The organism is Cronobacter sp. 153480017-3 (genome assembly GCF_053627815.1).
On sequence record NZ_JBSEYN010000006.1, the window covers coordinates 100,105 to 112,876 of the forward strand.

12 protein-coding genes are annotated in these 12,772 nt (G+C 59.7%); 3 read left to right on the forward strand and 9 right to left on the reverse strand.

The window, feature by feature from the left end:
* Positions 1-40: 40 nt before the first annotated feature.
* Positions 41-2,674 (reverse strand): S8 family serine peptidase, encoded by a 2,634-nt coding sequence (locus ACUW6V_RS14415; RefSeq protein ID WP_454038522.1) that lies wholly within the window; start codon positions 2,672-2,674, stop codon positions 41-43.
* A 13-nt stretch (positions 2,675-2,687) separates the two neighbouring features.
* On the opposite strand from ACUW6V_RS14415, the gene ACUW6V_RS14420 reads away from it, so the two are divergent.
* Positions 2,688-3,038, forward strand: coding sequence for a hypothetical protein (locus ACUW6V_RS14420; protein ID WP_234012002.1), 351 nt, complete (start codon positions 2,688-2,690; stop codon positions 3,036-3,038).
* Between the two features lie 346 nt (positions 3,039-3,384).
* On the opposite strand, the gene fabB is transcribed toward ACUW6V_RS14420, so the two are convergent.
* On the reverse strand, positions 3,385-4,602 hold the full coding sequence (fabB, locus tag ACUW6V_RS14425; protein ID WP_004388551.1) for a beta-ketoacyl-ACP synthase I: 1,218 nt from the start codon (positions 4,600-4,602) through the stop codon (positions 3,385-3,387).
* Between the two features lie 157 nt (positions 4,603-4,759).
* On the opposite strand from fabB, the gene mnmC reads away from it, so the two are divergent.
* Positions 4,760-6,772: a bifunctional tRNA (5-methylaminomethyl-2-thiouridine)(34)-methyltransferase MnmD/FAD-dependent 5-carboxymethylaminomethyl-2-thiouridine(34) oxidoreductase MnmC gene (gene mnmC / locus ACUW6V_RS14430; protein ID WP_454038523.1), complete on the forward strand. Its 2,013-nt coding sequence runs from the start codon at positions 4,760-4,762 to the stop codon at positions 6,770-6,772.
* Positions 6,773-6,855: 83 nt separating this feature from the next.
* Here mnmC and ACUW6V_RS14435 read toward each other — a convergent pair whose 3' ends face one another.
* The 6 genes from ACUW6V_RS14435 to prmB all read right to left on the reverse strand — a co-directional run bounded on the left by ACUW6V_RS14435 (position 6,856) and on the right by prmB (position 11,438).
* Positions 6,856-7,134, reverse strand: coding sequence for a YfcL family protein (locus ACUW6V_RS14435; RefSeq protein ID WP_004388549.1), 279 nt, complete (start codon positions 7,132-7,134; stop codon positions 6,856-6,858).
* Positions 7,135-7,162: 28 nt separating this feature from the next.
* A complete protein-coding gene (locus ACUW6V_RS14440; RefSeq protein ID WP_004388548.1) occupies positions 7,163-7,708 on the reverse strand; it encodes an elongation factor P hydroxylase in 546 nt (181 codons plus the stop codon).
* Entirely contained in the window at positions 7,708-8,505 is a 798-nt protein-coding gene (locus ACUW6V_RS14445; RefSeq protein ID WP_014728378.1) for a sulfite exporter TauE/SafE family protein, read from the reverse strand. The genes ACUW6V_RS14440 and ACUW6V_RS14445 overlap by 1 nt, the downstream gene beginning before the upstream one ends.
* A 21-nt stretch (positions 8,506-8,526) precedes the next feature.
* The gene (gene mepA, locus ACUW6V_RS14450) at positions 8,527-9,351 is read right to left on the reverse strand and encodes a penicillin-insensitive murein endopeptidase (protein WP_105622408.1); all 825 of its coding nucleotides are present in this window, start codon (positions 9,349-9,351) and stop codon (positions 8,527-8,529) included.
* A gap of 4 nt (positions 9,352-9,355) precedes the next feature.
* Positions 9,356-10,441, reverse strand: a complete 1,086-nt coding sequence (gene aroC / locus ACUW6V_RS14455; RefSeq protein ID WP_007700103.1) for a chorismate synthase — start codon at positions 10,439-10,441, stop codon at positions 9,356-9,358.
* Between the two features lie 64 nt (positions 10,442-10,505).
* Positions 10,506-11,438, reverse strand: coding sequence for a 50S ribosomal protein L3 N(5)-glutamine methyltransferase (gene prmB, locus ACUW6V_RS14460; RefSeq protein WP_004387044.1), 933 nt, complete (start codon positions 11,436-11,438; stop codon positions 10,506-10,508).
* Positions 11,439-11,599: 161 nt separating this feature from the next.
* Here prmB and smrB point away from each other — a divergent pair, with 161 nt between their 5' ends.
* On the forward strand, positions 11,600-12,151 hold the full coding sequence (gene smrB / locus ACUW6V_RS14465) for an endonuclease SmrB (RefSeq protein WP_004387043.1): 552 nt from the start codon (positions 11,600-11,602) through the stop codon (positions 12,149-12,151).
* Positions 12,152-12,221: 70 nt separating this feature from the next.
* Here the strand turns inward: smrB and sixA are convergent, their stop codons facing one another.
* Positions 12,222-12,710 (reverse strand): phosphohistidine phosphatase SixA, encoded by a 489-nt coding sequence (gene sixA / locus ACUW6V_RS14470; RefSeq protein ID WP_029039251.1) that lies wholly within the window; start codon positions 12,708-12,710, stop codon positions 12,222-12,224.
* Between the last annotated feature and the right edge of the window lie 62 nt (positions 12,711-12,772).

A 12,772-nucleotide genomic window follows, 5' to 3' on the forward strand; every position in this document is an offset into this window, starting at 1 on the left:
GGCGTCTTACGACGCCTTTTTATTTTCCCCATACCCCGTATCAGAAACTTAACGACACGCCGGCCATCACGCTGCGGTTGCTGTTGCGCCCGTCGCTGGTCTCCTGCTCGCCCGTCAGATTCAAATTCAGCGCCGGGTTCACCTGCCAGCCGAGCGACACCGCGCTGGTCAGCGTTTTCTCAGGTGCCGTCACGCCGTGCAGCGGCACTGGCTGATCCACGCCGGTAAAGCTCGCCTGATAGCGGCCTTCATCCTGGCTCAACGCACGCTGCAGGTGAGTCTGGAAGCTCAGATCCAGCCGCCCGTGGGTTTGCAGATCGAACGTGTACGCCGCGCGCAGCCCCGCGCCCGCCTGCCAGCGCGTGGTGGTCTGGTTGTCGGCGCGCAGGCCAAAACCTGAGCCGCTCTTCTCGCTAAACGCATCCTGCTTCAGCGTGATGTATTGCGTATCGATAAACGGCGTCACGGCTAAGCCGTCCACGTTGAAGCGATAGCCGGTCTCGCTGCCAAGCGACATCCAGCTGCCGCTCTGACGGCTGCTGACGCGCTCGGAACGGCTGCCGAGCCACAACATACGGCGCTGCTGGCCGTCGTAATACCCGGACGCCAGACGGCCGGTCAGGTAGTAGCCGCCGTAGATCTTGCCGCCGTACAGCGCAGCTTCACTCAGCGTGCCGGTATTGCGCTCGCCGCCGCTGCTCAGCGCGCTGAACGTGTCGGTGCGCGACAGTGACGTGCCGATAAACGTGTGCTCATCAATAAACCGGTCCTGGCCGGTCACCCACCCTTTCATGGAGTAGCTCACCGGCGAATATCCGCTGCGCCCGAGGCTGCCGTTCCAGGAGAGCGTATCGCTCCAGCTACGGCTTTGCGGCGCGTCCAGCAGCGCGTTGATGTGAGTCGCGCTGCTGCGCTGATTCACATTGATGGCCTGCCAGGTGAGCGCCGCCGTCGCTGCCGGAAGCTGGCCGGAGAGGCTCTCCAGCGCCGCGCGGGCAGACGGGTTATTCGAGATACGCTGCAACTCGCCCGCCGCGGACGCAAACGAACTGGCGCGTACCGCCACGCCGGTCGAGACTTGTTTATCAAGCTGCGTAAACGCCTGTTCCAGACGCACGGCGGCGGACTGCGTGGCCGCAGACGTGCTGGCGACTTTGGTCTGCGTCACCTGCAGGCGCTTGATGTTCAGCCATACCTGTTTCGTGCTGTAGCCCAGCGAACCCGTCAGGAACACGCCCGCCGACTGCGTAAAGCGGCTGAACTTGCCGGACACCGCGCCCGCGTTGACCACCGGCTGACGCGCCTGGGTGATGTAGCCTGCCGGTACGCCCAAAAGATGCAGGTTACCGGCGAGCGTCGCGCGCCCCGCCACATCCAGCGTCGAGCCGAGCATAAACGCCAGGCTGCCGGTGGTGCGCTGCGTATAGTTGGTCATAAAGCGCGTTTTGCCGTCGCGCAGCAGCACGAAACCGCTGTTATCGACATTGCCTTTTACCGTGCGCACATCCAGCGTGCCCGCGCGGCCAATGTTCACCGCGGAGGCCAGACTTTTCGCCGACGACAGGCTGCCGCCCAGCACCTGCGTGGTGCCGGTATAGCTGGCGTCCTGCGTCAGTACCAGCTTGCCGGTACCGCTTTTAATCAACCCGCCGCTGCCGCTGATGGCGTTGCTCCAGGTCGAGGTGTAGCTGTTAAACGCGACGCTCACGGTGCCCCAGTTAAACTTCGCCGGGCCGTTAATCGCCTTCGCGGCGTTCAGCAGGCCATAACCAAATACCGCGTCCACACCCGGTGCGCCGATATCGGTCGCGGTGCCGAGCACCGTCTGGCGAACCAGGTCGTTAGTAAAATACGGATATTTCTGCCAGACCATCGCCGCCACGCCGGAAACCTGCGGCGCGGCAAATGAGGTGCCGCTCACCAGGCGTAGCACCGGTTTGCCGGTGCTGTCGGTCGACTGCACATACACGCTGCCGGGTGCCGCGAGGCAGCTGTTTTTCATTACGCCGCAGCGGTTAGCGTAGCTTGCGATATAGCTCGGGTTAAAGGTGTCGACCGCCGTGGCCACCAGCCAGCCCTTATCCAGCCCGGAGGCGGGGGCCAGCGATGGCAGTTTCGCAACGCCTACCGGATTCGCCGCGCCATCGTTGCCGCTCGCAAACACAATCAGCCCGTTATACGACGAGATAAAAGGCTTCCAGGCGTTTACAAAATAGGTAGTCGTGGCAGTGCTGGTCGGGTTCCAGTCAGGAATACCCCAGGAGTTATTGATAATTTTCGCGCCTGCACGCGCGAGATCGTAGTTAATCTGCCCGAAATTCAGGCTCTGCCGGGTATTGGCGACATCAGGAATGATACGCGCGCTGATAAGCGTCGCGCCCGGCGCAGTACCGCCGGTGAACAGGCCTGTGGCGCGGCCCGCGAGCGTCTGGGCGACCATCGTGCCGTGGCCGCGCACATCGCCCACGCTCAGATTATTGGTTTTCGGATCGACATAGTTCAGCGTGCCTTTCACCACCCCCAGCAGCGCCGGATGCGTGGTCAGAATACCGGTATCCGCCACGCCGACTTTTATCCCGGCGCCGTTAATGCCTGCCGCGCGCGCCGTCGCGGCGCTGGTAATAAACAGCGGACGGTTATAGTTGGTGCGCGTGACGACATCCGCTGCCGCCACAGAGGGGACATACGTGAAAGTATCATCCGCATTCTTCTTTGCGCTGGCAGAGGCAGCCCCTGAGCAGGACAGAATAATAAGTGGAATCACTTTTCCTGTGGTCAAAAAAGTCCCTTTACCCAGAGATACGTCTGTGGGCATGGTTGGTTTCCCCGGCTGGCAAGGCCTCGTGAGAGGCAAACAACTATTCCCTGAATTCCGCAAACTGATTTCGGATTTCTTTTATGCTGCGTCCTTCACTCTTATCTTTTTGAAAAGATTGAGAATGGCATTATGTGATATGCGTTTCCGCTACGAGTTACCGTTAATGCAAAGAAAACGGCTACTCAGATATATACTGATATATCGTCAAAAAATGCCATAACTTTAAGAAAGAAGCCAATAAAGGCATTTTCATTAAACTAAATTATATTTATCAGCAGGTTAGAATTATTATAAATATATTTTTTACGACTTAAGTTAAATTAAATAAAAACAGAAAAGTTTAATCCATGGTTAAATAAGGATTTTCATGAAACGACACATCTTAAGAATGAATAGTGTTTAAAACTATTAAATCAAAAGGTTATTCTTAATAAGACAGGAGAGATGTCAGTAACTACAGGGAGGAGGAGATTAAGCCTGTTTCGGATAAAGAAACAAGAAATGTTAAAGGCGGAGAGTAAATATAAAAAAAGGAGCCTTTCGGCTCCATTTCTTTTAAAGAGACGTTACGCCTGATATTTACGCATAACCAGCGTGGCGTTGGTGCCGCCAAAACCGAAGCTGTTGGACATTACCGTCGTCAGCTCACGCTCAACCGGCGCGGTGATGATGTTCATGCCTTTCGCCTGCTCGTCCAGCTCTTCAATGTTGATGCTCGGCGCGATAAAGCCATGCTCCAGCATCAGCAGCGAGTAGATAGCTTCCTGAACGCCTGCGGCACCCAGCGAGTGGCCGGTCATCGCTTTGGTCGCGGAGATAGCCGGCGTGTTATCGCCGAATACTTCACGAATAGCGCCAAGCTCTTTCACGTCGCCAACCGGCGTAGACGTACCGTGGGAGTTCAGGTAGTCAATCGGCGTATCCACGCCATGCATCGCCATCTTCATGCAGCGCACCGCGCCTTCGCCAGACGGTGCGACCATGTCGGCACCATCGGAGGTTGCGCCGTAGCCGACGATCTCTGCATAGATGTGCGCACCGCGCGCCAGCGCGTGTTCCAGCTCTTCTACCACGACCATACCGCCGCCGCCTGCGATGACAAAGCCGTCACGGCTTGCGTCATAGGTACGGGACGCTTTGTCCGGGGTCTCGTTGTACTTAGTGGAGAGCGCGCCCATCGCGTCGAATTCACACGCCATTTCCCAGCCCAGCTCTTCACCGCCGCCCGCAAACACGATGTCCTGTTTGCCAAGCTGGATCTGCTCAACCGCGTTGCCGATGCAGTGCGCGGAAGTCGCACACGCGGAGCTGATGGAGTAGTTAACGCCGTGGATTTTAAACGGGGTCGCGAGGCAGGCGGAAACCGCAGAGGCCATCGCTTTAGTCACCACGTAAGGGCCGACCGCTTTCAGGCCGCGCGGGCTGCGCATCGCGTCAGCGCCGAACACCTGGGCTTTAGACGAGCCGCCGGAGCCGGCCACGATACCGACGCGCGGGTTGTTCTGATACACCTCGTCGGGCAGACCAGCGTCTTTAATCGCTTCCTGCATGGAGAGATAAGCATAAATAGAGGCGTCGTTCATGAAACGCACCACTTTACGGTCGATAAGACCGGTGGTGTCCAGCTTCACGTTGCCCCAGACGTGGCTGCGCATACCTGCGTCGAGAAATTCTTGAGAGAAAGTGATCCCCGAGCGTCCTTCACGCAGGGATGCCAGGACTTCCTGCTGGTTATTACCGATGCTGGAAACGATGCCCAGGCCAGTAATTACTGCACGTTTCATTCAATACCTCTTCGAGTACGCTAAGTAAGTTGTCGTGTCGCAAGATAGCGTACAGTTGTACGCCGAACAAGTCCGATCAGCCAGATTGGCAAGAAATTTGCGATGTCTGACCGGGCTCGCTAAGATCGTGCGACTGCCTGTCATTCGAGCCATTTACGTGAAACCTATCGCCATACAGCCCGCCAGCCTGACGTTTAATAATGAGGGTACACCTGTTTCCCGAGATTTTGATGACGTTTATTTTTCCAATGATGACGGTCTGGAAGAGACCCGCTATGTCTTTCTGGACGGTAATCAGCTCCCTGAACGCTTTATGTCACACCCGCGTGACAGCTTTATTGTCGCCGAAAGCGGATTTGGCACCGGGCTGAATTTCCTGACGCTCTGGCAGGCGTTCGCGGCGTTTCGCGACGCATACCCGGACGCTACGCTGCAACGCCTGCACTTCATCAGTTTTGAAAAATTCCCGCTGACGTCTGCCGATCTTAAAAGCGCGCACGCCCACTGGCCGGAACTCGCGCCGTGGGCGCAACAGCTCCAGGCACAGTGGCCGATGGCGCTGCCGGGCTGTCAGCGGCTGGTGCTGGATGGCGGACGCGTGACGCTCGATCTCTGGCTTGGCGATATCAACGAACTGGTCGATACGCTGGATGACACGCACAACCGCCAGGTAGACGCCTGGTTTCTGGATGGCTTCGCGCCGTCGAAAAACCCGGAAATGTGGACGCCAGGCCTGTTTACTGCGATGGCGCGCCTCGCCCGCCCCGGCGGTACGCTCGCGACATTCACCTCGGCAGGCTTTGTGCGCCGCGGGCTGATTGAGGCCGGGTTTGACGTGGTGAAGCGCAAAGGATTCGGGCGCAAGCGCGAAATGCTGACAGGCGCGCTCAGCCATGACGCGCCGCCGCCTGCCCGCGCGCCCTGGTATGCGCGTCGTCCGGCGAGTGGTGATAAAGACGTGGCGATTATCGGTGGCGGTATCGCCAGTGCCCTGCTCGCGCTCGCCTTACAGAGGCGTGGCTGGCAGGTCACGCTCTACTGCGCGGATGACGCACCGGCGCAGGGGGCATCGGGCAACCGCCAGGGCGCGCTCTATCCTCTGTTAAGCCATCATGACGCCGCGCTGGCCGCCTTCTTCCCGGCGGCCTTTACCTTCGCGCGCAGGCTCTATGACGCGCTGCCGGTCAGTTTCGATAAAGACTGGTGCGGCGTGACGCAGCTTGGCTGGGATGAAAAGAGCCAGACGAAAATCAACCAGATGCTGGAGCTCGCCCTGCCGGACACGCTGGCGCGCGGCGTTGACGCGCGAGAAGTGCGCGAACGCTGTGGCGTGGAGACGGGCTGTGGCGGCATTGAATATCCACAGGGCGGCTGGCTCTGCCCGGCGCAACTGACTGCAGGCGTGCTGGAACTTGCGCAGGCGCACGGCCTGCGGGTGCACTACGGGCACAGGGTGAGCGCGCTGCATCGGGAAGACCTGGACTGGCAACTCGACTTCGCGAACGGCGCGCAGGCGCGCCACGCCGCCGTGGTACTGGCGAACGGGCACCAGCTCAGCGGCTTCCCGCAAACCGAAAAGCTGCCGGTCTACCCGGTCGGCGGCCAGGTGAGCCATATTCCCACCACGCCGGGCCTCGGCGCGCTGCGCCAGGTGCTCTGTTATGACGGCTACCTGACGCCGCAAAACCCGGCGAATGCGATGCACTGCATCGGCGCCAGCTATCACCGCGGCGTGAGCGAAATGCGCTACCAGGAGGAAGACCAGCAGCGCAACCGCCAGCGGCTTATCGACTGCCTGCCCGCGGCCAGCTGGGCGCAGGAGGTGGACGTGAGCGCGGGCGACGCGCGCTGCGGGGTACGCTGCGCCACACGCGATCATCTGCCCATGGTCGGCAACGCGCCGGATTACGCCGCGACGCTTCGCGATTACGCGACACTTTCCCAGGATGCCAGCGCGCCGGAGACGGTCATGCCCGCGCCGGTGCTCAAGAATCTCTTTGTGCTGGGCGCGCTCGGCTCGCGCGGGCTGTGCAGCGCGCCGCTGGCCGCTGAGATTTTAGCCTCGCAAATGAGCGGCGAACCGCTGCCGCTTGATGGCGCGACGCTCGCCGCGCTGAATCCCAACCGGCTGTGGGTGCGTAAGCTTCTCAAGGGGCGTGCGGCGGGTTAATGCGGTAATGTCGAACAGGTGACGTGGCTGAAAGCGTAAACGCTAAAAAACCTGCGCGCCGGGCGGCGCGCAGGCTGTGAGGCTTAGTTGAGCTTCGCCTGCTGGAACAGGTTGTCCCACATGCCCAGCACCAGCGCCTGGTCGCGCGGCGAAAGCTCGCCCGCGTGGATCGCCGTCTCAAGGCTGTTGGTCACTTTGGTATATACCGCCTGCGGCGAGTGGTCGTCGCCCTGCTCCAGCGCCGCGACGGCAAGCGTCAGGTGTCCGCGCAGGTAGCCGCTGGCGAACAGTTCGTCGTCGCTCGCGTGCTCCACCATCTCATCAATCAGCGCCAGAATACGTGCTTCAAATTCGGCAATCATTCGTTTTCCTCGGTTAATAACATGGCGATTAGCACAAGTCTTCCGGCCATGGGAATTGTTGCGCCGCCAGCGGCGGCGTCTGGTAAAAATCCTGTAAGGCCGCGATAAAGCGCGCCGGACGTTCGGGAATGCCGTTGGTCAGATACTGCATCACCTGCGCGTGCACCCGGCGCTGAAACGCGATGCGATCCGGATCGAAATCGCCGTTAAGATTGTCGCAGCTGACGTTAAACGGAAAGCCCGCCGCCACGCAGAACAGCCACTCCAGCGCCTGCGGTTTGACTTCGACGTCTTCAAACTGGCTCTGGGTTTGCGCATCGCGCCCGTCCGGGCAGTACCAGTAGCCAAAATCCACCAGCTCGCGCCGCGCTTTCCCCGCGATGCACCAGTGCGAAATCTCATGCAGGGCGCTGGCATAAAAGCCGTGTGCGAACACCACGCGGTGATAAGGCGCATCGGCATCTGCCGGAAGATAGATCGGTTCGTCGTCGCCTTTAATCAGACGGGTATTAAAATCACCGGCAAAACAGCCGTCGAAAATAGTAATTAAATCCTGATAGTGGTGTTCACGCATTACGCCATCCCCAGCCAGTGGAGGATCTCCTGTCCGTGGCTGTCATATAACAATTTGGCGCTCATCACCGCCGACACGATAACGATCATCGGGCGGATCAGGCGCTGTCCTTTACTTAATACCAGACGCGAGCCTAAGCGCGCGCCGAGAAACTGTCCGGCGAGCATCACAAAGCCGGTGCCCCAGATAACTTTGCCGCCAATGATGAAGAGCAGCAAACCGCCGACGTTAGACGTGGCGTTAAGCACTTTCGCGTGAGCGGTGGATTTGGCGAGGCCAAAACCGGCGAGCGTCACAAACGCCAGCGCGTAAAACGAGCCTGCGCCGGGGCCGAAAAAGCCGTCATAAAAGCCGACGCAGCCGCCCGCCACCAGCGCGAACGGCAGGCCATACAGCCTGCGCTGGCGATCGTCTTCGCCCAGGCGCGGCATCAGCAGAAAATAGAGACCAATGGCAATTACCAGCACCGGCAGGATCTGGCGCAGAATATCGGACTGCACGTGCTGCACCAGCAGCGCGCCGCTGGTCGAGCCGATAAACGTCATCAGGATGTTGAGCTTCTGGTCGCGCAGGCTGACCACGCCGCGGCGGATAAAATAGAGCGAGGCCGACAGCGAGCCGCCGCAGGCCTGGAGTTTATTGGTCGCCAGCGCCTGGGCAGGCGACATACCCGCCGCCAGCAGCGCAGGCACGGTCAGCAGCCCGCCGCCGCCCGCGAGGGCATCGATAAACCCTGCCAGCATCGCGACAAAAAAGAGCGCTGTCAGCAACAGCGGCGAAACCATAAACCAGTCCATCACGGCCATCCTTAGTCGGTATTAAAGAACGTGTTTGTCGAGCAGCGCCTGACACGACGGCGGCAGCGGCGGCGGCGTGGTTTTCTCAGGCTTGCTGCTGCCAGGTGCCGCAGGCTTAAACCAGCTTTGCAGCTCTTCACCACAGCCATCGCCCGGCGGCGGCGGGTCTTGCTCCACGCACTCCAGGCTGTCCGGCGGGCAGCGCAGACGCACGTGCATATGGGCGCGATGCTGGAACCACGGACGCACTTTGCGCAGCCAGTCGCGATCCGGCCCGGCATCCAGGCAGAGCTGCTGTTTGATGGCCGGGTTTACGAAAATACGCGTCACTTCATCATCAAGCGCCGCAAGCTTAATCAGCCCGCCGATCTCCGGCTTCCAGAGTGACTGCACCACCGATTTCCCGTCGCTTGAGACTAAATCCAGCGCCTGCGGGCGACGCAGTTGCGCCGCGCTCCAGCGCGTTTTCGGCAGTTGCAGGAAAATATCGACGTCGAGGCCCGTCTGGTGGCTGGCGTGGCCGCCGTTGAAGCGTCCGCCCGCAGGCATTCCCATATCGCCCACCAGTACCGTTCCGAGCTGCAACTCGCTCACCTGGTTGCTCAGGCGCTCGATAAAGCGCACCAGCTCCGGGTGACCGAAATAGCGGCGCTGGTCGGTGCGCATGATTTGATAGTGCTCTGACTCGATCGGCAGCGGCTGCGCGCCGACGATACAGCCGTTGGAGAAGGTGCCGATCGACTGGGCCGCGCCCGGGATCGGCTGGGTGATTTTCTGCCACGGCGTGGCGGCGCTTGCCGCGCTGCAGGAAAGCAGCGCCAGCAAGGCTAAGCAGAGTTTTTTCATGACGTTACCAGCGAGGAAGCGTGGTGGTGACATCCGCGTTCTGGGCGCGGTGACGCAGCAGGTGATCCATCAGCACGATAGCCATCATCGCCTCGGCGATCGGCACGGCACGAATACCCACGCACGGGTCGTGACGCCCGCGGGTGATCATCTCGACTTCCTCGCCAAAGCGGTTAACGGTACGGCCCGGCACGGTGATGCTGGAGGTCGGCTTCAGCGCGATATTCGCGACAATCTGCTGGCCGCTGCTGATGCCGCCGAGAATGCCGCCTGCGTGGTTGCTCTGAAAACCCTCTTTGGTGATTTCATCGCGGTTTTCGCTGCCTTTCAGCGCCACGACGCCAAAGCCTTCGCCAATCTCCACGCCTTTCACGGCGTTGATGCTCATCAGCGCGTGGGCGATGTCGGCATCGAGACGGTCAAACACCGGCTCGCCGAGACCCGGCGGCACGTTATCAGCCACCACCGTTACTTTCGCGCCGATGGAGTCGCCCTCTTTTTTCAGCGCGCGCATCAGTTCGTCCAGCGCTTCCAGCTTATCCGCATCCGGGGAGAAGAACGGGTTCTGCTCCACCTGCGCCCAGTCTTTGATCTCCAGCGGAATATCACCCATCTGAGTCAGGCAGGCGCGGATGACGATGCCGAATTTTTGCGCCAGATATTTTTTGGCAATGGCACCTGCCGCCACGCGCATGGCGGTTTCACGCGCGGACGAGCGACCGCCGCCGCGATAATCTCGCAGGCCATATTTCTGTTCGTAGGTGTAATCGGCGTGTCCTGGACGGAACACATCTTTAATCGCGCTGTAATCCTGGGAGCGCTGATCGGTATTTTCAATCAGCAGGCCGATGCTGGTGCCGGTGGTCACGCCCTCAAACACGCCGGAGAGAATTTTCACCTGATCCGGCTCGCGGCGCTGCGTGGTGTAACGGGAGGTGCCAGGGCGGCGGCGGTCGAGATCGTGTTGCAGGTCGGCTTCGCTCAGCGCAATGCCCGGCGGCACGCCGTCAATGATGCAGCCGAGCGCCAGACCATGCGACTCGCCGAAAGTGGTTACGCGAAAGAGTTGTCCAAGAGTGTTGCCTGCCATCACGGCTCCGTTGTCGTGTCGTTGTGGTGTTTTTATGATTCAGCGGGCCTGCGCCCGCCTGTTGTTAATCTTTGTAGATGCTGAAGTGTTCGCGGGCGCTGATGAGCTGCGCTTTGGTCAGCATAAAGACGCCGTCGCCGCCGTTGTCGAACTCAAGCCAGGTAAACGGCACGTCAGGGTACTGCTCCATCAGATGTACCATGCTGTTACCGACTTCACAAATCAGAATACCGTTGTCGGTCAGGTAGTCCGGCGAGCAGGCGAGAATGCGGCGCGCGAGCTTCAGCCCGTCGCTGCCCGCCGCCAGGCCGAGTTCCGGCTCGTGGCGATATTCGTTCGGCAGATCGGACATATCTTCTTCATCCACGTACGGCGGATTGGTGACGATGATGTCGTACTGCACTTTCGGCAGGTCGCGGAACAAGTCAGAGCGGATCGGCGTGACGTGATGGATAAGCCCGTGTTCTTCAATGTTGTGCTCGGTCACGGCCAGCGCGTCGGCAGAGATATCCACCGCGTCAACTTCCGCGTTCGGGAAGGCATAGGCGCAGGCGATAGCGATACAGCCGCTGCCGGTGCACATATCAAGAATGTGCTGCGGCTCGTGGTCGATAAGCCCGGCGAAGCGGTTATTGATTAACTCGCCAATCGGCGAACGCGGCACCAGCACGCGCTCGTCGACATAAAACTCATGGCCGCAGAACCAGGCTTTATTGGTGAGATACGCCACCGGAATACGCTCGTTAACGCGGCGGATCACCCGCTCCACGATACGATGACGTTCGCTGGAGGTCAGGCGCGCGGTGCGCATATCTTCCGGGATATCGAGCGGCAGGTAGAGCGACGGCAGCACCAGCTGCACGGCCTCATCCCAGGGGTTGTCCGTGCCGTGACCATACCAGATGCCGGCCGCGCTGAAGCGGCTCACCGCCCAACGCAACATATCCTGAATGGTATGCAGTTCACTGACTGCCTCATCGACGAAAATTTTATCCACACTGCCCTCCGCATGACGCTCCGCGTTAAATTCGGCGGCTAGTTTGCCATGAAGGCGGCGATAAATCAGCAACCGGCGCGTCATCCCGGAAAAATGGCTTTTGTTTGGCGGCGCGCCAAACTCGGGTACACTGCCTGCGCAAAGAGAAAGAAGAGAAGAAGATGAAAAAGAAGCCATCGCTAAGCGAAGAAGAAAAGTCGCTGTTTCGCGCGCTGATGAGCGGAACGCGCGAGCTGAAACAGGACACCATCGTGCATCCGCCCGCGCGTAAAAAGCTGCGCGAGGTGCCGCCAAAACGCCTGTTGCAGGAGCAGGTGGACGCGAGCCACTATTTTTCTGATGAATTCCAGCCGCTTTTAAATAGCGACGGGCCGATGCGCTATGTGCGCCCCGGCGTGGATCATTTCGAGCTGAAAAAACTGCGCCGCGGCGATTACTCGCCCGAGCTGTTTCTCGATCTCCACGGCCTGACGCAGATGCAGGCCAAGCAGGAGCTGGGCGCGCTTATCGCCGCCTGCCGCCGCGAACACGTGTTCTGCGCCTGCGTGATGCATGGCCACGGTAAACATATTCTCAAACAGCAGACGCCGCTGTGGCTGGCCCAGCACCCGCACGTGATGGCCTTTCATCAGGCGCCGAAAGAGTATGGCGGCGACGCCGCGCTGCTGGTGTTAATCGAAGTGGAAGAGTGGCAGCCGCCGCAGTTGCCTTAAACACCGCCTGTATTGCAGAAACAGAAAGAGCCGCATCAGCGGCTCTTTTCTTTTATGGTTCAGGCTTACGTTAAATCGCTTTCGCCATTTTGAGATTGCAGGGGCTCATCTGCCAGTTAAAGATGCCCTTCTCGTTGTCGCCTTCAACCGTCACACAGGCGATAGCGGACGTAGAGAACATCGGCGGCGTTTCGCCAGGACAGAGTTCCGCCACCAGATAACCGACCAGCGGCAGGTGGGAGATAACCATGACCGCGCTGACGCCATCACGGGCCAGAACGTGGAGGTAATCGCTCACCAGACCGACATCGCCGCACGGCGTGAGCTCCGGCAGGACTTCGGTTTTGACAGGCAGGCTCATGGCCTCTTTCACGACGTCCAGTGTCTGTTCGGCTCGCAGGAAAGGGCTCACCAGAACACGTTCGATATCCACCTTTTGACCTTTTAACCAGGTCGCCATTTGACGGGATTCATCACAACCGCACGCGGTCAGAGGACGAACCGAATCACTGGCGGCATCGAGTGCTGCGTCGCCGTGACGCATGATAAAAACTTGCATATTGCACCGCTTTTGTTGACCAGAAGCGCCAGCGAGAGCTTAAAAAGCAACGCGCTTTTTAA